At 38.2% G+C, this 22778-nt stretch carries 17 protein-coding genes; 4 read left to right on the forward strand and 13 right to left on the reverse strand.

Annotation, left to right across the window (positions count from 1 at the left end):
* The first annotated feature begins 768 nt into the window (after positions 1–768).
* A complete protein-coding gene (gene gyrB / locus FFJ24_RS02565; protein ID WP_138820648.1) occupies positions 769–2727 on the forward strand; it encodes a DNA topoisomerase (ATP-hydrolyzing) subunit B in 1959 nt (652 codons plus the stop codon).
* A 281-nt stretch (positions 2728–3008) separates the two neighbouring features.
* On the opposite strand, the gene FFJ24_RS02570 is transcribed toward gyrB, so the two are convergent.
* The 11 genes from FFJ24_RS02570 to FFJ24_RS02620 form a co-directional block, all read right to left on the reverse strand.
* Positions 3009–3935, reverse strand: a complete 927-nt coding sequence (locus FFJ24_RS02570) for a bestrophin family protein (protein WP_138820649.1) — start codon at positions 3933–3935, stop codon at positions 3009–3011.
* Between the two features lie 23 nt (positions 3936–3958).
* The gene (locus FFJ24_RS02575; protein WP_138820650.1) at positions 3959–4456 is read right to left on the reverse strand and encodes a hypothetical protein; all 498 of its coding nucleotides are present in this window, start codon (positions 4454–4456) and stop codon (positions 3959–3961) included.
* 380 nt (positions 4457–4836) lie between these two features.
* Complete coding sequence (locus FFJ24_RS02580) at positions 4837–6189, reverse strand: cell wall metabolism sensor histidine kinase WalK (protein WP_138820651.1); 1353 nt, start codon at positions 6187–6189, stop codon at positions 4837–4839.
* The gene (locus FFJ24_RS02585) at positions 6190–6867 is read right to left on the reverse strand and encodes a response regulator transcription factor (RefSeq protein WP_138820652.1); all 678 of its coding nucleotides are present in this window, start codon (positions 6865–6867) and stop codon (positions 6190–6192) included. It abuts the gene before it with no gap.
* 371 nt (positions 6868–7238) lie between these two features.
* Positions 7239–7775, reverse strand: coding sequence for an SRPBCC family protein (locus FFJ24_RS02590; RefSeq protein ID WP_138820653.1), 537 nt, complete (start codon positions 7773–7775; stop codon positions 7239–7241).
* Between the two features lie 64 nt (positions 7776–7839).
* Positions 7840–8235 (reverse strand): group III truncated hemoglobin, encoded by a 396-nt coding sequence (locus tag FFJ24_RS02595; protein WP_138820654.1) that lies wholly within the window; start codon positions 8233–8235, stop codon positions 7840–7842.
* Positions 8216–8659 (reverse strand): hypothetical protein, encoded by a 444-nt coding sequence (locus FFJ24_RS02600; protein ID WP_138820655.1) that lies wholly within the window; start codon positions 8657–8659, stop codon positions 8216–8218. The genes FFJ24_RS02595 and FFJ24_RS02600 overlap by 20 nt, the downstream gene beginning before the upstream one ends.
* Positions 8660–8721: 62 nt before the next feature.
* Positions 8722–9147, reverse strand: coding sequence for an aspartyl protease family protein (locus tag FFJ24_RS02605; protein ID WP_138820656.1), 426 nt, complete (start codon positions 9145–9147; stop codon positions 8722–8724).
* 58 nt (positions 9148–9205) lie between these two features.
* Positions 9206–11011 (reverse strand): S41 family peptidase, encoded by a 1806-nt coding sequence (locus tag FFJ24_RS02610; protein WP_138820657.1) that lies wholly within the window; start codon positions 11009–11011, stop codon positions 9206–9208.
* 72 nt (positions 11012–11083) lie between these two features.
* Positions 11084–11890 (reverse strand): AraC family transcriptional regulator, encoded by an 807-nt coding sequence (locus FFJ24_RS02615; RefSeq protein WP_210419446.1) that lies wholly within the window; start codon positions 11888–11890, stop codon positions 11084–11086.
* Positions 11891–12053: 163 nt separating this feature from the next.
* A complete protein-coding gene (locus FFJ24_RS02620) occupies positions 12054–12992 on the reverse strand; it encodes a malate dehydrogenase (RefSeq protein WP_138820658.1) in 939 nt (312 codons plus the stop codon).
* A gap of 149 nt (positions 12993–13141) precedes the next feature.
* Between FFJ24_RS02620 and FFJ24_RS02625 the strand changes: the two genes are divergently transcribed.
* Positions 13142–13594, forward strand: coding sequence for a lipocalin family protein (locus tag FFJ24_RS02625; RefSeq protein WP_138820659.1), 453 nt, complete (start codon positions 13142–13144; stop codon positions 13592–13594).
* Between the two features lie 399 nt (positions 13595–13993).
* Here FFJ24_RS02625 and FFJ24_RS02630 read toward each other — a convergent pair whose 3' ends face one another.
* Positions 13994–14689 (reverse strand): DUF6624 domain-containing protein, encoded by a 696-nt coding sequence (locus FFJ24_RS02630; protein ID WP_138820660.1) that lies wholly within the window; start codon positions 14687–14689, stop codon positions 13994–13996.
* Between the two features lie 553 nt (positions 14690–15242).
* Here FFJ24_RS02630 and dnaE point away from each other — a divergent pair.
* On the forward strand, positions 15243–19676 hold the full coding sequence (gene dnaE / locus FFJ24_RS02635; RefSeq protein WP_138820661.1) for a DNA polymerase III subunit alpha: 4434 nt from the start codon (positions 15243–15245) through the stop codon (positions 19674–19676).
* A 156-nt stretch (positions 19677–19832) separates the two neighbouring features.
* On the forward strand, positions 19833–20153 hold the full coding sequence (trxA, locus tag FFJ24_RS02640; protein WP_029275428.1) for a thioredoxin: 321 nt from the start codon (positions 19833–19835) through the stop codon (positions 20151–20153).
* Positions 20154–20274: 121 nt separating this feature from the next.
* Here the strand turns inward: trxA and FFJ24_RS02645 are convergent, their stop codons facing one another.
* The gene (locus FFJ24_RS02645) at positions 20275–22638 is read right to left on the reverse strand and encodes an outer membrane beta-barrel family protein (RefSeq protein WP_138820662.1); all 2364 of its coding nucleotides are present in this window, start codon (positions 22636–22638) and stop codon (positions 20275–20277) included.
* Between the last annotated feature and the right edge of the window lie 140 nt (positions 22639–22778).

Below are 22778 nucleotides of genomic sequence, written 5' to 3' on the forward strand. Positions count from 1 at the left end.
TGATATGCAATTTAAAGAAACGGCTATTGCGCTACAAGGGTACTTTTGCATTTAGCGCAGTACGTAAATCATTTAATTTACTGAACGCTTGCCACTCAATCTGATAGAGGTTATTTGAAAAGCAAAGCCTGTGTTTCAAACGGCTGTTTGCCCCGCTGTCCGCTTTATTTCATGCCCGCTTCCATCGGGTTTAGGTGGCATGGCAGGTACTACTATTTGGGGCTGCAGGGAGGCAATAGCAAATTTTAAAACACCAAACGTTCCTACGGAACGAAAACGCCAATTAAACAATTAGCTACCTATGAACCGTCCCTAACGGGACGGCAGGCAAGTATTAGTTTTTTTTAAAAAAATATCCGCTGTGGCTTGTCATTAAGTTAATTCATCTGCGCAGGTAACATATTTAACCACAGATAAAAAGGATTCAGACAGATATAAAAATCTGTGTTTATCTGTGTACATCTGTGGTTAAAACCCTTAACTTAATGACAACGTTTTTAGGGACGTTTGATGGTTAATTCGTTAATATCCTGTACCATTTGCCCACCAAACCCAATTGAAATGAAAATCTCGTGCTTCTTCTGCGGGACTTATAATTAAAAGTGGGAGGAGACATAGGTTGGAATGCAGGTTTTGCTTTCCAAAACCTGATTTAAACCAGTTTTAATCGCTTTAACAGTAATCTCTTAACAGCTCAAAACTTATCCACATATTAGTTTAAATGCCAAAATTTCCGTATTTTTGATACTTATTGTTTTTAATTAAAATATGAGCGAAGAACAGGATTTAAAGTCAAATTATTCGGCAGATAATATACAGGTTTTAGAAGGTTTAGAAGCGGTGCGTAAGCGCCCTTCAATGTATATAGGTGATACTGGTGTTAAAGGTTTACACCATTTGGTTTACGAGGTTGTGGATAACTCTATTGATGAGGCTTTGGCCGGTCATGCAGATACCATCGACGTTCGCATTTTAGAGGGTAACTCTATCAGGGTTGAAGATAATGGTCGTGGTATTCCGACCGGGATCAATAAAAAAGAAAACAAATCGGCGCTTGAAATCGTAATGACAGTTTTACACGCCGGTGGTAAATTTGATAAAGATACTTATAAGGTTTCGGGTGGTTTGCACGGGGTGGGGGTAAGTTGCGTTAACGCATTATCTACCGATTTAAAAGCAGAAGTGCACCGCGAAGGCAAGATCTGGATGCAGGAATATAAAATTGGCGTTCCGCAGTATGATGTTAAAGAAGTTGGAACTACCGATAAACGTGGTACGATTGTAACATTCACTCCGGATGAAACGATTTTCACCCAAACTACCGAATACAAATACGATACTTTAGCTGGCCGTTTGCGCGAGTTATCTTTCTTAAATAAGGGGATTAAATTAACGTTAACTGATGAGCGTGAGAAACTGGATGACGGTTCTTATTTTTCGGAAACTTTTCATTCAGAAGGTGGTTTAAAAGAGTTTGTAGCCTTTTTAGATGATACCCGTACTTCTATTCTGGCCGAGCCGATTTATATTGAAGGTATTAAAAATGGTGTTCCGGTTGAGCTGGCTTTCCAGTATAATGATAGTTATTCTGAAAATGTGCACTCTTATGTAAACAACATCAATACCCACGAGGGCGGTACACACATTGCCGGTTTCCGCAGGGGTTTAACCCGTACTTTAAAAAACTATGCCGATAAGGAAGGTTTATTAAAGAACGTAAAAATGGAAATTACCGGTGATGACTTCAGGGAAGGATTAACCGCAGTAGTTTCGGTAAAAGTACAGGAACCGCAATTTGAAGGACAAACCAAAACCAAACTGGGTAACAGTGAGGTAATGGGATCTGTTGATGTTGCAGTGGGAGAGGCGTTGGGTAATTATCTGGAAGAAAACCCGAAAGAGGCTAAAATGATTATCAATAAGGTAATCTTAGCGGCTACAGCGCGTGCTGCGGCCCGTAAAGCCCGTGAAATGGTGCAGCGTAAGAGTGTAATGGGTGGTTCGGGTTTACCGGGTAAGCTTGCAGATTGTTCTGACAGTGATCCCGAAAGATGCGAGATTTATCTGGTAGAGGGTGACTCGGCGGGTGGTACCGCTAAACAAGGTCGCGATCGGAACATTCAGGCCATTTTGCCTTTAAAAGGTAAAATCCTGAACGTAGAGAAAGCGATGGAGCACAAAATTTACGAAAATGACGAGATCAAAAACATGTTTACAGCCATTGGGGTAAGCATTGGTACACCAGAGGATAATAAAGCATTAAACTTAACTAAACTGCGTTACCACAAGATTGTAATCATGACGGATGCGGATATCGATGGTTCACACATTACCACTTTGATCTTAACTTTCTTTTACCGTTACATGAGAGCGTTAATCGAAGCAGGTTATGTTTATATTGCTTCGCCACCACTTTATCAGGTCAAAAAAGGTAAAGAATTTGAATATTGCTGGAATGACGTTCAGCGCGATGCGGCTGTACAGCGTTTAAAAGGTGCAGGTAAAGAAGATAGTGTACATATTCAGCGTTATAAAGGTTTAGGTGAGATGAACGCAGAACAATTGTGGGAAACTACTTTAAATCCTGCAACACGTACTTTATTACAAGCTACTATCGAAAGTGCTGCAGAGTGCGATCATACTTTCTCTATGTTAATGGGCGATGAAGTTGCTCCACGCAGGGAGTTTATTGAGCGTAATGCAAAATATGCGAAGATTGATGCTTAACCCCTAAATCTCCTAAACGGGAATTAATATACGAACCCTCTTCGACTTAAGTTGAAGAGGGCTTTTTGTGTTATATTAATTATCTCGAGACACTAAATCATCCTATAATGTTTGCGCTACAAACTATTAATCGCTTAATAAACAAAGCCATTCAAAAAAAAATGAATGGCTTTTATTTTATTTATACACTATGAACCATCGATTCTTTTTATCCAAAAAGAAAGCTAATGGTATTAACTAACCATCTCAACAATGAGATTTATTTTTAGGCTTTGCGGTAATTACAAAATGTAATATGAGCCAACCGGAGCCAGTTCTGTTTGAGGTTTGTCCTCATATATTTTATTATCGTCTAACATCTGGCAAAGATCGCGTTCAATAGTTCTGCAGATGGTTGTAGTTGGGGTATCCGTAGGTTTATTCTCGAAGGGATCCTGAAGATGAACGGCCATTTTTTCCACCAATAAAAAGAATGCTGCAATAGCAACGACTAAAGGAACTTCCATGTAACCAAAGTATTCGATCAATCCGAAAGGCAACAATACGATGAATAAATGGATAGACATATTGATATATTTGCTATACGTAACGGGGAAAACGGTGTTTTTAATTCTTTCGGATCCACCCATGTGGTTACATAAACCTGTTATCGTTTTGTCTATTTCTATCTGCTGGTATTTATTGATCCAGCCTTCCTGTAATGCCCTTTTTAAATCCATGGCGTGTAACTCCAATATGGTGGCGGTTACATTTTTACGTTTTTTGATAAAAGCGATTTCATCTGCATTAAGGTATTCTTCAAGGCCTTTCCGTGCATTAAACCCCCTGAGCGATTGACTTAAAGCATAACACCAGGCAATCTGTCTTTTAATAAAACGGGCCTTAAATTCCTCAATTTCATCCAATCCATAAGGATTTTCAACGAAAGACAATATCTGGCGGGAAAGCGTTCTCGAATCGTTAACTATGGCGCCCCAAAGAATCCTTGCCTCCCACCATCTATCGTATGCCTGGTTAGACCGAAATGCCAATAGAAGCGAAATGATTGTTCCCAGTAAAGCTGGTACAGCAACAGGAATGGAAATGCGGGTAACGTGAAAGTTCTCATACAATACCACAATACCTATAGAGTAACCAATAACAAACAGGAGTTCTTTTTTGATCTTTCCGAATATATAAGTGAGCGGAATATTATTTCGTAATAGCATAATATAAAGTTTGAAGGTGATAATTAAGAATTTGCTTCTTGCAACTGCGTTTCGTGTATTTTTGTGTCAATTAAGTTTTCGCTGGCATGAACTGTCAATGCGTTTAATTGAATTACTGTGCAGCCTGCACGTTCCGTTAATATTTTAGGATCGATGCTATATTTGTTGATTGGCGTAAAATTGTATTCTTTTAAATAGGCAATGCATTCTATATCAAAAGCTTCGATAAAGTTTTTGAAAGCTGCTACTGTACTTCCGTAAAAATATTCGATCCCGATTGTATTGATCTGAGTAGGATACTTTGTTTTGGCTTGATTCATCTGCTGATAAAATTCGTCGCTCACATTTTCATAATCGCGGCTGCGGCGACTCAACATTAACATATCAGTGATCGAATCTGATAATTTAAAGGCGTGTACAAAAATGATATTCAAACTTTCATTTTTTTGATGTTGAACCAGCGCATCAATAATTTTAATGCTATCTAATTTAAAGTCGGTCGGAACTAATACTGTTTTCATCGCTATATCTTGTTTAAATGAATTGAAATATTATTTATACAAGTTTAGTGTGATGTTATTATAGCGAAATAAGAGTAAGATTAGAATGAGATTAGAACGTACTCCTTTTTGGAGTTACCAGTTTATTGGTTCACTTTTCAATAGTTCATTTGTGTGATAGAGTTGCAAGTGATCTTTAATTGTTGATTGCTCGATTGATAAATTATTTAAGTCTGAGAGAACAAAAAAACCTTAATGTTCTTAATTTCTTAATGATCAAAGAATGTAGGGTGAAAGGGTAAAGTAATGACCATCCAATAAGCAATGGCAATTGAAAACTAAGCTATCAACCATGAACTAGTTTACAAATGGCCAATGAACTAATGAACCATTAAAATGAACTAACTTTTCGTCGGTAATAAAACCTTTATTTCTGAACCAATTCCTACTTGTGATTTAATGGCGATACTGCCTCTGTGCAAACGGATGATATTAAGTGAAAGTGGTAAACCAACGCCATAACCTTTAAAATCAGAAGTGTTCGATGCCCGGTAGAAAGGTTCAAATATGTGCTGAATATCGGTTTGTGGAATACCAATACCTCTATCGGTTACAGCAATAGAAAGCATATTAGCATTACTTTCTATACTAATGCTCACCAGATTCTCATTAGAATATTTGCAGGCGTTGCTTACAATATTACTGATGGCCAGTTTCATCAGGTTCTTATTTACCCTGAGCGAAAGCAGTTCCTCGTCGTCGGGAAGTTTGCTGAAATCGATCTCTATTTTACTGTTAGGATGTACCTGGTTTACCGAATCTTTAATTTCCCATAACAGTTCGTCCATTCTTACTTCTTCCCAGGGCTGGTTTTTCCCGTTGAAACCCGATTGTGCCAGGCCTAATAAACTGGTTAAGATATGTTCCAGCCTTTCTGCCTCATCTTTAATTTTCGATAATGCTTTTTCCTGTTTAGCCTTATCTTCTATGGTTTTCATGGCCAGTTCTACCTCTCCACTAATGATGGTTAAAGGTGTTCTCAGCTCGTGTGAGGCATTACTGATAAAATTATTCTGCGTTTCGAAAGCGGTTTCCAAACGGTTGAGCATATTATTGAAGGTTTGGGCCAACTGCGACATTTCATCATTTCCTTTTTTAACATCCAACCTTAAGTGTAAATTTTCGGCCTTTATTTTTTTTACACTTTTAATGATGTTTCGAAGTGGCATTAACATGTAATTGGAAAATTTCCATCCCACTACAAATGATAGTATTACAGAAAGAAAAAAGCCAATAATTAAAATTCTTTGCAGGTCTTTTAACTCGCGGAAACCAACAGGATCATTTGCAGAAACAATAACGATATATCCTCCATTCGAATTTTTAAAGAATTTACCGGCATAGAAGTGATTTTCGGTGCGGTATCGGGCTACATAACCGGCTTGTATCCGATTATAAAAACTTGCAGGTAATTCGCGGTCTACCTTATTGGTTGGTTTGCCTGCTTCAATGATATACTCTTTTTCAGATGGCAAACGCTCCAGGTATCTATTCCGCATTTTCGCATAAACCTTATTGTTGTCATCTTCGTATAGTTTAATCTGAGCGGCAATGTTAACTCTGGCCTCCAGGCGTTTATAAAAATCTTCAAAGGCGAAGTCGTTAGAGAAATACCAAACAAAACCACTTAATAGGGATATAATAATTGCCGATAAAATGGCAAAGAGTAAAGTGATTTTTTTTGCTATCTCCATTTATTTTTCTCTTAATATATAACCTAAGCCTACGGCAGTATGGATAAGCTTTTGATCGGCATTTTTATCTATTTTTTTGCGAAGATAATTAACATAAACATCAACCACATTAGTGCCAAGGTTAAAATCGATATCCCAAACGTTTTCTAAGATGTCTATTCTGGATAAAATTTTAGATTTGTTTTTGGCCATGTATTCGAGTAACCGGTATTCTGTTGCGGTAAGTACAATTTCCTGTTGGTTTCGTTTTACCGTTTTTGCACTTAAATTAATCTGGAGGTCTCCTACAGAAATAATGTGATCTTGTGAAGCCGAGCCATGATATCGCCTCAATAGCATTCTGATCCGCGCAAAAAGCTCAGCAAATTTAAAAGGCTTTATTAAGTAATCATCTGCACCATTATCAAGTCCGTTTACTACATTTTCGGTAGTACCCAAAGCCGTAAGCATAATAATGGGCGTATTTGGTTTTCGTTCTTTAATGATTTTGCAAAGTTCCAATCCATTTATTCCAGGTAGCATGATATCGAGAATAATCAGATCGAACTGATTTTCTAAAGCCATCTGTTTCCCGATTAAACCATCTGGAGAAATACTCACGGTAAATCCCTCATCAGTTAAACCTCTCGAAATTACAGATACAACGCTCGGTTCATCTTCTACTAGTAATAAATTCATTTGCTGGCAAGTAATCTAAAAAATAGGGAATTACAAAATCTTAATAGGTAGTTAGTCGATTTTTAATGTTTTTTAACGCAAAGCCGACACAATTGTTTGAATTATTGCAAATTGAAGCAGAAAGCCTCCCGAAGAGAGAGGCTATTAATGTTTTTAACCACAGAGGTAACAGAGGAAAGGCAGAGAGGACGCGAAGCTTTTCTCTAGCCGACTTCAGCTCGACACAGCGAAGCGTAATGGAAAGATCGGTTAGGATTTCTCGACTTCGTTGCACTCCGCTCGAAATGACGGTAACTTGAGTGCATTTTTGCATATAGATTGATTGCCGCTATCATGGCTTTTATGAAATAAATTATTCCTCAGAATGACTTTTAATTAACCCCTTTCTCTGACTTTTCTTTCAGGGATTTTAACCCATCTTCAAAATCTTTTCCGATCATTTTATCCATAAATAAGCCAAACCATTTATTGATTATTCCCTTGCTTTCTCCGCTCATTGTCCAGGTTACTTTATTTCCGTTTCCGGCTTTTTCTATGTCGAAACGGGTATCTGCAGTGCTTTCCATAGGCTTGATAAACTTTAATTCCATATCAACCATCTTATTTGCCTCTACCTTGTTAATTAGCATTTGTCCGGTGCCGTTTTTTTCTCCATTCCATTGATAAAGGTGACCAGGCTGAGCTGCAATTCCCGTAATGGTTATCTTAGCTTGTGGATCCATTTTTGACCAGGCATTCCACTTGTAGAATTCATTATAATCGGCAATGTTTTTATAAATAACACTGTCTGGAGCAAGAATTGTTATTGTCCGATTAACAGTGTAACTTTTTGGTAGAAAAAAACTACCCCCAATAATGATTATTGCCAAAACGACAATAATGCTAAGTAAGATTTGCAGGAATTTCATAATTGATTTAAGTTTGGTTACTTAAATTTATGAAGAAACCAGGGTAAATCAAAACAAAATTTTCTTACACGATTTTGATTTTCGACTGGGGAGAATTGATTTTAAAATGCATTAAATCAGCAATAGATTGAGATTTTTGTTTGATCAGTTCTGCATTTTCGCCCTCAAAAAGATCGTCGACCGTATGGAAGAATATGGTCTTCCAGGTTTCAAATTCTGCTGTTTGCAGGGGGCTTTTATTATTCAATGCGAAATGAACCAGCATCGGGTTGCCTTTATAAATGGCTTTGCCAAAAAGGATACTTTCCCAGAAATCATACATTTTTGGAAGGTGGTGTGACCAGTCTACTTTTGCAACCTCGGTAAATATCGGCCCTATTTTATTATTCTCCTGTACCATCCCATAAAAGGTATTGACCAGGAGGATGATATCTTCCCTGTTATGTATGTCTTTTTTCATTGTGCAATGATTTTAAATTTAAAAAACCGACAATAACCAGGGATAGAAACTTCACCATATCAATAATGATGTACACAATATGATGGTAGCTTTTGGCCGGAGCATGGCCTGTTAAAACCATCTTGGCCCTTTCATCAAGTAAAGGCAATAACCAAAATGTATCCACCATTAAAAGAATGGTAACCAGGAAAAGTAAAATGCTCTTTATGTTGTTTAAAGGGGCTGGTAGTGAGCAAGCTAAAATGACTACAAGCAATACGATCTCAATTTTATTAAGTGCCTGGAAAACCAATTGACCGATGCCTAAACCAAGTGTAACTGTGATCCCTGGAGCCTGGAATTTTAATGGAGCTTCCAAAAAACTAATTCCGGCGAGAAGTCCTGCCCAGAAAATAATGCAGAAAATTCCAATTAACTTTTTCATGGATTGCAAATATCAGTTAAAGTGACACTTCAGAAATGATTAGCGTCACAAAATGGGATTTTTTACCTGTAAAGCCGCAATTGAAGTTTATTATAATCGATAATCGCTTTGTACTGCATTAAAATATCGCCACCAATAATGCCCATAATGGGCGGGTGGCCGAACTGTTGGTAGGTGTCGCTAACCGATTGCAGGTCGAAAGCAACAGTTTCGTAGGCTTTGATTTTTAAGGTGCCGATTTTCACTTCGGGTATAGTGGCCTGGATGGTGGTTGTAGTAGTAAAAAGTGTAGCCGCATTAATCTCATCTGATACCTGAAGCGTTTCGGATAAGTGTTGTTCGATTAATGATTTATCGAACACGCTCCGCGATGCACCGGTATCCACAACAGCAAGGTGTTTTTCCTTAAAAAGAATAACTTCCATTAAAAGGTGGAAGCCGTCATCCTGTAGGTTGATCAGTTTTAAAGGGATAGAGATGGCTTTCATAGCAAATGTTTATCTCCCTAAAATAGACTAATTACCCGAAAACCATGTCAGAAGTTGGTTATTTGTTTTTGATGAGTTTTTTAACAAATTCCATTTCAGTGTCGTAACCGTTTAAATATTCTTCAATTTTGGGCTGAACTTCGTAATCTGGCATTACACCATGACCGAAGGGGATCCCATTTTGCTTTTCTTCAACAACAAACTTAATGAGCGGAATACGGCCCGTTAATTTGGAGGTGGGCAAAGTATAATGGATAAAATAGCCACTGGTGTTACCGTAATAGCCACCACCTGTTTCTTCACCTATAAAATGTGCTTTAGTGTAGTTTTTCGCCAATGCAGCAAACTCCGAACCACCCGAAAAAGATAAACCACCGATAAGGATGTATACATCCCCTTTAAAATGATTTACCTGTGGAGTATCACTTTTATATTTTCCAGGTATGTCCAGATAGCGTCCATCATTGCTACGGTAAAATTCGCCCCTCAACTCTTTCTCGAAATCATCCCGCGAATTTTTATCGTGATATTCGGTATAATCGAGAAACGAATAGGTAAAGGATGGAATTTCTGCATATTTATATTTAGGATATTCTTTATCGATCAGGTATGACATCAGGTGATCTTCCATGCCTTGTGCACCACCTTCGTTTTTCCTGATATCGACAACAAGATGCTGTATTTTGTGATCTGCAATGTTTTGGAAACCCTTCGCCAGAAATTCCTTAAAACCCTTTCTCCCGTTTTTGTAATTACTGGTCGAAAATGTATTTACCGTTAGCATTGCTGCGCTATTCAGTGTATCGATCTTTAATGTGGCAGGCTCTTTATAGCTGTAATTGGGGATAGATTTTGTTTCTTTTGATACAAATTTTCCATATTGTTTAAAACTCAATGCCGGTACCTGGTTATAGATAATCTTTTCGCTGGTTTTGGGGTTGATCAGTTCGAGATTAAATGCATTGGGCTGTTGTTCGAAAAAACGGAGGTAATATTTGGAGAAGGCTGTTTCTATCCAGTGGTATTTGCTTGTGGTATTGTAACCATCGGCTGGTTCTATGTTTAGAAACTGTTGCATGATGCTTTCAATACTATTTCTGTTGATTTTGGAAATCAGCATTCCTTTGGCTTTATAATTATCCAGATCATTCAGGATATAAACCTTTTTATCTACAATCTTTACTAAAAAAGGGAAATACCTGCCGTTTTGCCTGATGTAATTATTCGTTTCCTCAGAAGGCTGGATTGCGCTGTGGCCTTCTTTGGTATAGGTAACCACAGGAGCGACAAGCTGGTAAAAATCCAAAGCGGTCATTTTATCCCTTATCTTGCTTTTTTGCACCTTGCAGAGACTGTCGAATTGGGTATAGGTATTGTACCACAGGCCAACATGTGTTTCTATAAAAGCGTTTTTCAGGATATTAAAATCTTGCTCGAGGCCTTTGTAACTTAACTGTTTTAAGTTTTTGGGCGGACTTTGAACCAAAACCGAATAATTGCCTTCCTTTGCATTAGTTGTATCAGCTAAGGGTTTAACCGAGAGGGTGAAATTAGCCGTGCTATCGGGTGAGAAAACGATTTTTTCGCTGCCGAACCTGCCATTTGGCGAATCTACATCCTGTATGGTTTTTCCATTATGATTTTTTAAGCGGATGGTAACATCAATCCCTTTTTGTTCAACAATTATCGAATAATAAAAATCTTTCTTCAGCAGGAAGCTAAATGTGGTTTCTTCGCCCTGTTTTAAAGTTAAATCGGCTGTTACTTTGTCTACCTTAAGGGGAATCAGGTTTTTGCCAATCTGCGCATTTGCGGAAAGACCAAAAACTAAAAATACAAGGATGGCGATGCTATCTTTTTTCATTTGTGTTTGATTGTGATAGCAAAAGTAAAGCTTAAATGCCTGAAGCTGTTGTACGATATTGCAATTGCTGGTTTAAGCCCTTTTATACTCGGAAGGTGTTACACCAGTAAAGCGTTTGAAGTGCCGTGATAGGTGTGCCACATCATAAAAGCCCGTTTCGAAGGCAACATCCATCAAATCTGTTTCTTTGGTGATGAGTTTTTTACATTTTTCTATCCGCTGTAAAAGGATGTAATTGTTGGGCGTTAAACCCGTTTCGTGTTTAAATAAACGCAGGAATTTATATTTATCCAATCCAAAATGCTTAGCCGTATCCGTTAAAGAAAACTTCTCCATCAGGTTTTCGCTGATGAAACTTTGAAACAGCGCTGTTTTTTTATATTCAAAATGCAAGCTTATCGCATAACGCGCAACCAGTTTTTCTAAAACACGAAGGAGTTCCTTTTCGAGGTTAACCTCTGGATTGTTAAAATGCATGGATAAATAATAGAAAGTGTTGAAAAGGTCGTGATCGTAGATGATCTTATCCTCAAAAAAAACATTATGGCCTTTGTTTAAGCTCTTGAGTACATCGGGCGAAACGTAGAAAGTGAAGAAAGAATTGCCCAGTTTATTATCGCAGGGAGTTGCATGTACTTCGTGCGGATTGGTGATCGACAATGTACCAATTGGTGCCTGTAAAAATTTATCGTTAAGTTTCGTACAAAAAGTCTGATTTAAAATTAGTGTAATATTAAAGTTGTTATGTGTGTGAAAAGGGAAATCGATGGTGTGTTTTTTAGCATTTAGCAATTCCAGACCATCCAAAATGGGTATTTTATGGTAGGTGCTGATGTTGTGTGTATCAGCCGGTATGTTATCTACACCTTTGATATTCAATGTTTAAATTGTTTAAAATGAAGGGGTTTAAGATAGAATCGTCATCTCGACTGAAACGCAGTAGAATGGAAAGATCTATCTAGACGGATTTCTGTAGTTATATTTCCTGGCTTCGTTGCACCCGATAGCTATCGGGTCCGCTCGAAATGACGATTCAATAATTTTAAACCAGCTTCATTTCTGCCAGTACACTATTCATATTTCTTACTGCTTCGGCACTTTTGTTAAATGCGGCCTGCTCATCTTCTGTCAATTTGAAATCGATAATTTTTTCCCATCCGCTGCGGCCGATAATTACAGGTACGCCTAAGCAGATATCTTCCTGTCCGTATTCTCCTTCAAGCGAGACGCAGCAGGTAAATAGTTTTTTTTCATCACGTAAAATGGCTTCAACCAGTGCTGCTCCGGCTGCTCCAGGTGCATACCATGCCGAAGTTCCGATTAAACCTGTTAAAGTAGCACCACCAACCATGGTATCAGCAGCAACTTTATCAAGCGTAACTTTATCCAGTAAGTTGCTTACTGGTAAACTTTGGTAAGTAGCTAAACGGGTTAGCGGAATCATGGTGGTATCACCGTGACCACCGATTACAAAACCCTGTAAATCGTTCGGGTTGCAGTTTAAAGCCTGAGATAAATAGAATTTGAAACGTGAGCTATCCAAGGTTCCGCCCATACCGATAATGCGGTGTTTAGGTAAACCTAACGATTTTAAGGCGAGATAAGTCATGGTATCCATCGGATTACTGATCACAATAAAAATCGCCTCTGGAGAGAATTTTAAAATATTTTCGGCAACGCCTTTCACTATACCTGCATTAATGCCGATCAGTTCTTCGCGGGTCATTCCCGGTTTACGTGGCAAACCCGAAGTAATCACCACTACATCAGAACCAACGGTTTTGCTGTAATCGGCAGTTACTCCTGTAATTTTAGTGTCGAAGCCCAAAAGGGTTGCAGTTTGCATCATGTCGATTGCTTTACCTTCGGCAAAACCTTCTTTAATATCCAATAAAACAAGTTCGTTCGCTAATTCTTTGCGGGCAATATTATCTGCACAAGTGGCACCAACTGCGCCTGCGCCAACAACCGTTACTTTCATATATTTATATTTTTAGTGGTTTGCAATCGTTAAATATCTATCGAAGGTAGAAATAAATATAAGGTTTAAAAATGCTTTTCAAAACTTTATAATTTAATCAGGGTTTACTTAGTAAGTATTAAACAGCGTTTTTTTTGTTCTAACAAATTATGGAAAACAAGCCCATTTCTAATATCGATTATAAAGCCTTTGAGGGTAAATGGTATTCATTATATTCTATCCCGACCTTAATGGATAAACATTGGAAACAAACCACCGAGACTTATACTTTGGCGGACGACGACCATTTTGATGTGTACACCACCTACCATAAAGATGGAAAACCCGAAGAAAAATCGATCACCTCGAAACTGTTTTTTGACGAGGAAAAAGCTGATGGCGATATGAAAGCCCAGTTTTTATGGCCTTTTAAAATCGGTTACTGGATTATAGAGCTGGCTGATGATTATAGTTATGTAGTGGTTGGGCATCCCGATGAAAAATACCTCTTTATTATGGCCCGTAAACCTGAAATGGAAGCCGATTTATTGGTGCATATTATAGAAAGATGCAGGCAGAAAGGATATGAGGTGAGTGAGTTGGTGAGTCAGGAGCACTTTTAACAAGTTTTCAGCTGGCGGTTTTCAGTTTCGCATTACTAAAATGTTTGTCATTCTGGGCACAGCCAAGAATCTCATCATTATTTTAAAATGATTTATCAATTCAGTATGGAAAGCATTTACAGTAACGTTTGGGTTTTTACAGTCCCGCCCCCCGCTTCTGCTGATGAAAAATCAGCATCCCGCTACGGTCGGGTTTAGGTGGAGCGGAAGGTGCTACTATGCGTGGTAAATAAACCCGATTGCAGTAAACATTCCGATCCTTCATCGGAATAAAACGGAAAGCGGGGCTGGAAACCGCCATAAAAAACCGAACCACTCATTTCCAAAAAATAACAGGATAAAAAAGGTCAAAATGATAATGAGTTCGGTACTAATGCTTTGAAAAGCCCTATCAGGTCTTTAATTAGATGGTTTTGTAATTTTCTTAATCTCGTCCAGCGTATATACTTTATAAACAAAACCAAATCGCCTGGTGTTCTCTTCAACTGTTGTATCGAAACCTGCTTTCTTACGTCTTTGGTTTACGTTTTTAGCGTCTTTGATAGGGATAACATATTGGAAAAACTCCTTTTTACCTGTTTTTGAGTTAACAATCTGCAGAGAATAAACTTGTGTGCCATAAATCTGTTCCTTCCCTTCGCTGCTCAATTTTCTGTCTAACATCATTGCGGCATATTTAAAAGGCAGTTCTCCGCTTTTCCCCGCTTTTTCAATTAATGGGTAATATTTTGAAATAATATCAGGATTATGCTGTATTACATAAAATACTGCTGTATTTGCTGGCTCGCCAACAAGTGTTTTTCCTGGATAACCATACTTTGCAACAATGGCTTCAACTTTTTTAAGATGAATGGAATCCATTTCCTTCATTATCATCCATTGACTTTTTTTAAGTACCTCTTTCGAATAATTAAATAATGCTGCAATAGTGTCTTTTCTTTTTTCAGAGGTTTCGGTATCTCCAAATTCTCTAATGCCTTGATCAAGTTGTAAAATAGAATCGAGTTGCTTTTTTAATTCTATATTAATCTGCTTTTGTGCAGATGCCATTGAGATGGTTCCAAAGATGAAGATAGAAAGTAAAATGAATTTCATGGCGTATGTTGGCAATTTTGACTTATAGTATACTCCTAAAATAATAGTTTTTTGATTGATATCTTTCTTGTTAAGCAAGGTTAACTTAATTTAACAAGCTGTTAGCATATCTTCCCCATTGGTGACGTTAAATACTAGATTAATTAACCGCGCACTTAGATGCACTCAGGTGACTTGGGTGGTTAATATTATTTAGAAGAGACGGGTTCGGTGCTTTTAGGTTATGAAAGTTCCGCTATCCGCTTCAAAGCCTTGGCTCGTTCCTCACCTGCGGGTTTTACGCTGCTATCGGGTTTATTAAACAAAAGTCATTTGTTTTTAACATCCAGACTTCTCAGGGTTTTTAAAACCTGCGAGGTTTGTTGCCTGATCCTCGTTTGCAAACGTAGACTATTTTAAGTTCTGTGTACATACTTTTGCATTGCAATAACGAAATATATTTTTTCTTTTATACCACATTTTGTTGATAAAACGATGACAGCATCAACCCTCAAATTCCCTATTTTTGAAGAACCGTTATTATTCTACAACGGTTAATTCTTTGCCGCACAATATGTACTTAATTTTTGATACTGAAACCACGGGTTTGCCCCGCAATTACAATGCACCTATTACCGATACGGATAACTGGCCGCGTTGTATACAAATTGCCTGGCAATTGCACGATGAGATGGGGAGATTGGTTGAGCATCAGGATTATCTGGTTAAACCAGAGGGATTTAACATTCCGTATGATGCAGAACGGATCCACGGTATTTCGACCGAACTTGCTGCCGAGCAGGGGATTGGTTTTGACGAAATGCTGGCTAAGTTTAACGAAGTTTTAAACAAAGCCAAATTTATTGTAGGGCAGAATGTTGGCTTCGATGTAAACATTATGGGCTGCGAATTTTACCGTTTTGGTGTAGCCAACCGCCTGGCCGAAATGCCTGTTTTGGATACCTGTACTGAAGTTACCGCACAGCTTTTACAATTGCCTGGAGGTAGGGGTGGTAAATTTAAACTGCCAACCTTAACAGAATTGCATTCTTACTTATTTGGCGTTCCTTTTAACGAAGCCCACAATGCTACTGCCGATGTGGAGGCAACCACGCGTTGTTTCCTGGAGCTGGTAAAAAGAGAGGTTTTCAAAAAAGAAGAACTGCTTGTTGATGTTGAATATTTCCCACGCTTCAGGGAAGTAAATCCTGGTACTATTGAAGGAGTTGGTTTAAAACACATCAACCTAAAAGCCGCATCTGATGAAATCCGCAAACGCCAGCAAAAAACAGAGGGCAGCGGAATTTCTAAACAAACGTTAGCAGGTAATAAACAAGAGCTTGCTGCAGCAACTTTTGTACATTTGCATAACCACACCCAGTTTTCGGTATTGCAGAGTACCATCAGTATTCCCGATCTGGTAAAAGCGGCAGCTGCACAAAAAATGCCTGCGGTAGCGATGACCGATCATGCGAATATGATGGGGGCTTTCCACTTTGTTAACCATGTTTTAAACCATAATAAAGCTGCCGAAGCTAAAAACGCAGCTGCTATTGAAGCGGGCGAGCGCCCAACTGAAGTGGTAATGACGCCTATTGTTGGGGTAGAATTTTTTGTTTGTAATAACCATTTAGACCGCACGGCAAAAGACAACGGTTACCAGATGGTACTGTTGGCGAAGAACAAAAAAGGCTATCATAATTTAGCTAAAATGTCGTCTATAGCCTATACCAAAGGTTTTTATTACGTCCCACGTATCGATAGACAGGTAATTGAACAGTACAAAGAAGATATTATTGTCCTTTCTGGAAACCTTTCAGGAGAGATTTCGAATAAAATATTGAACCTCGGCGAAAATCAGGCAGAAGAGGCTTTACTTTGGTGGAAAGCTCAGTTTGGTGATGATTTTTACGTAGAGGTAATGCGCCACAACCAGGAAGATGAAGACCGTGTAAACGAAACTTTAATTGCCCTGGCCAATAAACATGCGGTTAAACTGGTAGCCACCAATAACACCTATTACATTAATAAAAAGGATGCCAACGCGCACGATATTTTACTTTGTGTAAAAGACGGTGAAAAACAGGCTACGCCGATCGGTCGCGGTCGCGGTTACCGTTATGGATTGCCAAACCAGGAGTACTACTTCAAATCGGGCGATGAAATGAAGACGCTTTTTGCCGACCTGCCCGAGGCAATCCTGAATATTCAGGAAATTCTTGATAAAATTGAAATTTACAAACTTGCCCGCGAGGTACTCTTACCGAAATTCGATATTCCTGAAGAATTTTTGGTTGCCGAGGATGAAGCCGACGGTGGAAAACGCGGAGAGAATAAGTTTTTACGTCACCTTACTTACGAAGGAGCTAAAAAACGTTATGGTACGTTAACCCCCGAGGTTACTGAACGTTTAGACTTTGAATTACAAACCATTGAGAAAACAGGTTATCCGGGTTATTTCCTGATCGTACAGGATTTTATTGCCGAAGCCCGGCGAAGAGACGTTTCAGTAGGTCCTGGGCGTGGTTCTGCTGCCGGTTCGGTGGTTGCCTACTGCCTGTGGATTACGAATATCGATCCGATTAAGTACGATCTCCTTTTTGAGCGTTTCTTAAATCCCGATCGTGTATCCATGCCCGATATCGATATCGATTTTGATGACGAGGGCCGGGGCCGCGTAATGGAATACGTAATCAATAAATACGGTTCCAGCCAGGTGGCGCAGATTATTACCTACGGAACCATGGCGGCAAAATCTTCTATCCGGGATACGGCCCGTGTATTGGATCTGCCACTTTTCGAGGCCGATAAAATTGCCAAGCTGATCCCGAACATGAAGCTGGCCAAAATCTTTACCCTCGATGAAAAGAGTTTAAAAGATGCTTTGCGCCCCGATGAATACGAACGTGTAGTAGAGTTAAAAAACTTAGGCAGTTTAAAAGATTTAAGTGCCGAAACCATACAACAGGCACAGATTTTAGAAGGATCATTGAGGAATACAGGTATTCACGCCTGTGGGGTAATTATTACACCGAGTGATATTACCAATTTCGTTCCCGTATCCGTAGCCAAAGATTCTGATTTATACGTTACCCAGTTTGATAACTCCGTTGTAGAAAGCGCAGGTTTATTAAAAATGGACTTCCTGGGGTTAAAAACCTTAACCCTGATTAAGGATACTGTAAAACTGGTAAAGAAACGACATGGCATCGACCTTAATCCGGATAATTTCCCGATTGATGATGTAATGACTTACGAACTTTTCCAGCGTGGTGAAACCATCGGTATCTTCCAGTACGAGAGTCCGGGTATGCAGAAGTACATGAAAGAACTTAAGCCAACGGTTTTTGACGATTTAATTGCCATGAACGCCTTATACCGCCCTGGACCGATGGAGTATATCCCAAGTTTCGTGCGTCGTAAAAATGGTGAGGAAGAAATCAAATATGATTTAGATGCCTGCGAAGAATACCTGAAAGAAACTTATGGTATTACCGTTTACCAGGAACAGGTAATGCTTTTATCGCAGAAACTGGCCGGATTTACCAAAGGTGAGGCCGATGTACTGCGTAAGGCGATGGGTAAGAAACAGAAAGATGTTCTGGATAAAATGAAACCTAAATTTGTGAAGCAGGCGGCCGAAAAAGGTCATGATGCTGCAACTTTAGAAAAAATATGGAAAGATTGGGAAGCTTTTGCATCCTACGCTTTCAACAAATCGCACTCTACCTGTTATGCCTGGATTGCTTATCAAACAGCATATTTAAAGGCGCATTACCCTGCCGAATATATGGCCGCGGTACTTTCGAATAACATGAGTGATATTAAACAGGTGGCTTTCTTTATGGAAGAATGTCGCCAGATGAGTGTTACCGTATTAGGGCCTGATGTTAACGAATCTGATCTTAAATTTTCAGTAAATGCCAAAGGTGAAGTCCGTTTTGGAATGTCGGCAGTAAAAGGTGTGGGCGAAAAGGCGGTAGAAAGTATTATAGAAGAAAGACTGGCAAATGGGCCTTATAATAGTGTTTACGATTTTGCTAAGCGCTCTAATACCCGCATTGTAAATAAAAAGGCTTATGAGAGTTTTGTATACAGCGGGGCTTTCGATGCATTTGGCGGACACAGGGCACAATATTTCTATATCGGGCCGAATGATAAAATGAATGGCATTGAAAAGATTATTAAATATGCCAACGACTTCCAAAATAACGAAAGCACTTCTCAGGCTTCATTGTTCGGTGGATCAAAAGCCGATCTGATTTTAGAACCTAGTTTGCCTGTTTCTCCGGAGTGGGCTTTAATGGACAGACTGAAGTATGAAAAAGATGCCATCGGGATTTTCCTTTCCGGTCATCCACTGGATAACTATAAACTCGAACTCGATAAATTCTGCACCCATGGTGTGAGGCAACTCAGTATTATTAACAAGGTACGCATGGGCGATAGTAATGAAGAGGTTCTGGCAGAGTTCGAAAAACTTAAAAACCGCGAGCTTTGCGTAGGTGGCTTAGTGGTAGCGGCATCGCAACGCATTACCAAAACCGGTAAACCATTCGGAACTTTTGTTTTCGAAGATTATGAAGACGCCAGCGAAATGGCCTTGTTTGGTGAAGATTTTCTAAAATTTAAATCGTTTTTAACCGAAGGATATTTCCTGCAGATCAGAGGAAGGGTAGGTGAACGTTTTGGAAAAGCAGGCGATTGGGAGTTTAAAATTACCTCAATCAACCTGATGTCTGAACTACGGGATAAATTAGCGAAGAGTTTAACTATTCAGGTGCCTATTGAGCGGGTTAACGATCAATTAATGCGAGAAATTGAGGCGATATTAGCAGACAATAAGGCAAACTCCGAACAGCAGAACTGTCAACTTAACTTCGCTGTTTTTGATAGCGAAAAGCAGATTATGCTCGATTTACCTTCTAAAAATTTAAAAATAAACCCCAACAATAAGTTCTTAGAACAATTGATGGGAATGAATGTTGTAAATTACAAGCTGAACTAGGCATAGGGCATAGTGTTTAAAGCATGGAGGCTTAAAATTACACTATGCACTAAGCTCATTGCCCTATGCCTCTCCCTCAAAATAATGTCAAATTGACATTACAGATGTTATGGCATTACAATTGAATACATATATTTGAACATAAAAAAAATAATTATGGCATTAGAAATCACAGATGCAAACTTCGAGGAGCTTGTATTAAAATCAGATAAACCCGTATTAGTAGATTTTTGGGCAGAATGGTGTGGCCCTTGTCGCATGGTTGGTCCAGTTGTAGAAGAAATCGCGAAAGAATATGATGGTAAAGCGGTAGTTGGAAAAGTAAACGTTGATAACAATCCTCAAATCTCGATGCAGTTTGGTATCCGTAACATCCCTGCTTTATTATACTTTAAAGACGGCCAGGTGGTAGACAAACAAGTTGGTGCTGTTCCAAAATCAGTATTAGCAGAAAAATTAAACAAGCAATTGGCTTAGTTTAAGCTTAAAAGCAAAAAAATCAAAGCCCAAGGGCTTGTAACATATTTAAAACCCAGGTTCATTTGATGGATTTGGGTTTTTTCTTTTAGAACAAATTTATCATATTCCCAATGTATTTTTACTGTTGGGCTCTTCTTTTCTCATCAAAACGGATGTCCTTGTTATTTCCGGAAACCTTTGATCTCCCGAATGAGTAGGTAATACCAAGCGTAAAAGTTTTATAATCATAGTCTGTTTTTACAGTTTGCACAAAATCAACAAAGCGAATTTTATATTTGTTAACCGTGCCAATAAAGAAAGCCGGGCTAATGATTAAATTACTATTAAATAATTTTATTCTGGCTCCAGTTCTTAAACTACGCTGACTGTACATGTAAACATTTCTATCATTTGACGGAAGATTTTGGCTGTAATTCAAATAAAAACTTAACAAGTTAATTACCTGGAAACTATTGTTGATACTGAATGAGGCAGAAGTTCCATTTGGAGTGCTGATTGCTTCTATTTTAGATTTTGGCGATGAATATGAAAAAGATGCGGAAATGCTATTGTCCCACCATTTAAATAATGACCGGTTAAAAGATATGTAGGCCCCAAGATTATCCTGAGTTAAAAAGTTTCCTCTGCTGGTTACCACTATTGGACCATTAACCGTAATAAGGTTCGAAATTATATCGCTGGTATGTTGTTTAAATACAGTAAAAGAGAACATGCCTTTATAAAGGTAGTTAAATTCAAGATTATTACTGTATGAAGGTAAGAGCAATGCATTTCCGGTAGAATAAGTATAAATATTTGTGTAATAGGCAAATGGATTTAGGGAGTTCAAACTTGGCCGGTTTATCCTCCTGGAATAATTTAACGAAAAAGTATGAATCTCGTTAGCTTTGTAAACAATATACGCCGTAGGAAATAAAGCGCCATAATTACTTTTGTTCCGCTGATTTAAAGTGGGCGAATACCCATCCATTATCGTATACTCATAGCGTAACCCTGCTTTAGCTGTCCACTTTTTTGATAGTTCGGATTCCATACTTAAATAGGCGGCTAGATTATTTTCGGCGTAATTGAATTTGTTACTACGTGTTTCATCTAACAAGAAATCTTCTTGGATATAATTATAGTATTCAACATTAGCATTGTTGTTAAAATTAGCGAGCTTAATACCCGTTTCTATTTTGGCCCATTTATAAGGTAATGTTAAATCTGATTGAAATGACCAGATATTGTATTTTGAAAAGTTATTATTCTGAATGCTGGCATAAGTACTTCCAGATTCAGAAACAAAATCATTTTTCATTTTAGGTGTGTTTGTAAAAAAATTGATAGAACTATTCAATTTTTTTCCAGCAGAATCAAGCTTTAAATCATGGTATAAATTGAAGGTTTGTGTAAATAATGGCCTTGAAAATTTTCCTGTAGTATTTAAAACCGAGTCAAGGGTGTTACCTGTAATAAAGCTATAGTTGTTACTAAAGCTTGTATTCGATTTGTTGTCTGAAATATTATATATAAGCCCAATGTTGTTGTGTTTATTTAGTTCATAATCAATGCTTAAACCTGCTTGCAAACCAGGGGAGTTTCCCAAGCGCTGCTCATTGCTTAGAATCTCGTTAGGACGCCCGGTTATATCGACAGATTCTTTAATAATGCTGCGGTAGTTTGATTGGTTAAATGTAAGAGAGCTGTTCACTTTTTTTGATCGAAAAAAAAGTGCTAGATTGTTGTTGTACGATCCATAGGTATTTTGATAGTATGTTGAACTTACTGATCCGCGCCAGCCTAAAGACTCGTTTTTCTTTAAAACAATATTAATCAAACCACCATTTCCCTGGGCCTCATATTTTGCCGGTGGGGTGGTTATGATTTCAATTTTTTCTATATTTTCAGACCGGAAGGTTTTTAGGTAGTTTACCAGGTCAGTTCCTCCTAAATTGATGATTTTTTCATTAACCATAACACCCATACTCCCTTTGCCAACCATAGATATGCTGTTTTCGGAGACTATTAAAAGCGGTGCAACCTGCAAGGCTTCAAAGAGAGAAGCACCGTTAGCCATGATTGTTTTGTTTAGATTAAATATTAATCGGTCAACCTTTCGTTCAAGAAGAGGTTTTTTAGCCTCAACAGTTACTTCTTGCAGTTCTTTATCTTTTGTGCCAAGAATGATATCTGTTAATTTAACTGAAGAACCATCAAACTTAATATCTTTTAATAATTGAGTATGATAACCTAAACACGAAATTTTAATTTTAAATATGCCCTTACTTAAATTATTGAGCTCAAAATAACCTTCTTTGTTGCTTACCCCATATTTTACAACAGTCGAATCTGTAATGTTTAAAAGTGTCACAGTTGCATTTTCAATTCCAATACCCCTGGTTTCTTTTACCCTGCCGGAAATTGTTTGTGCTGTACTATGATACATTATGACGAAAAACAAAAGAGAACTTAGTATACCTCTTTTATAAAATAGCTTCATATAAATAATTTGATTTTACAGATAGGACACGATCAATCCTAAAACGTTGCACTACAACAAAATCACGTACGAGACTGTCTTATAATTTAGAACTGTCGTTCATGCTGAGCTTGTCGAAGGACCTATTTTGAATTTCTTAC

The organism is Pedobacter sp. KBS0701, assembly GCF_005938645.2.
GTDB lineage: Bacteria > Bacteroidota > Bacteroidia > Sphingobacteriales > Sphingobacteriaceae > Pedobacter.